Here is a 458-nt window from a genome sequence, read left to right as displayed (position 1 = left end):
CTAATTGCAGCTAAATGTTTTACAACTGCTTCAATATATTCTGGATCTGCATTTAAGCCTGTACCAACTGCAGTTGCCCCCATATTTACTTCATATAAATGTTGACGCGATTGTTGAATTCGTTTCATATCACGTTCAAGTACGCGAGAGTATGCTTTAAACTCTTGTCCAAGACGAATTGGCACCGCATCTTGTAAATGTGTACGCCCCATTTTAATAACATGGTCAAACTGTTCTGCTTTTAATTCAAATACATCATGCATATAACCCATCGTTTGTAATAAGCCTTCTAATGCATTTAACGTCGCGATATGAATCGCCGTTGGGAATGCATCATTTGTTGATTGGGCCATATTTACATGACTATTTGGACTAATATAATGATAGTCTCCCTTTTCCATTCCTAATAATTCAAGAGCACGATTGGCAATGACTTCATTTGCATTCATGTTCATTGA

At 36.9% G+C, this 458-nt stretch carries 1 protein-coding gene; it reads right to left on the bottom strand.

All coding sequences use genetic code 11. The annotated features are described in order from the left end of the window. On the bottom strand, positions 1-458 hold a 458-nt coding region (locus HFD78_RS29075), incomplete at both ends, for a lyase family protein (protein WP_277680577.1).

Origin of the sequence: Bacillus sp. EKM501B, assembly GCF_011800505.1 — a bacterium.
Lineage (GTDB): Bacteria > Bacillota > Bacilli > Bacillales > Bacillaceae_G > Bacillus_A > Bacillus_A cereus.
Note: the sequence above shows the minus strand (reverse complement) of the source record. Positions and strands in the feature narration are given on the sequence as shown.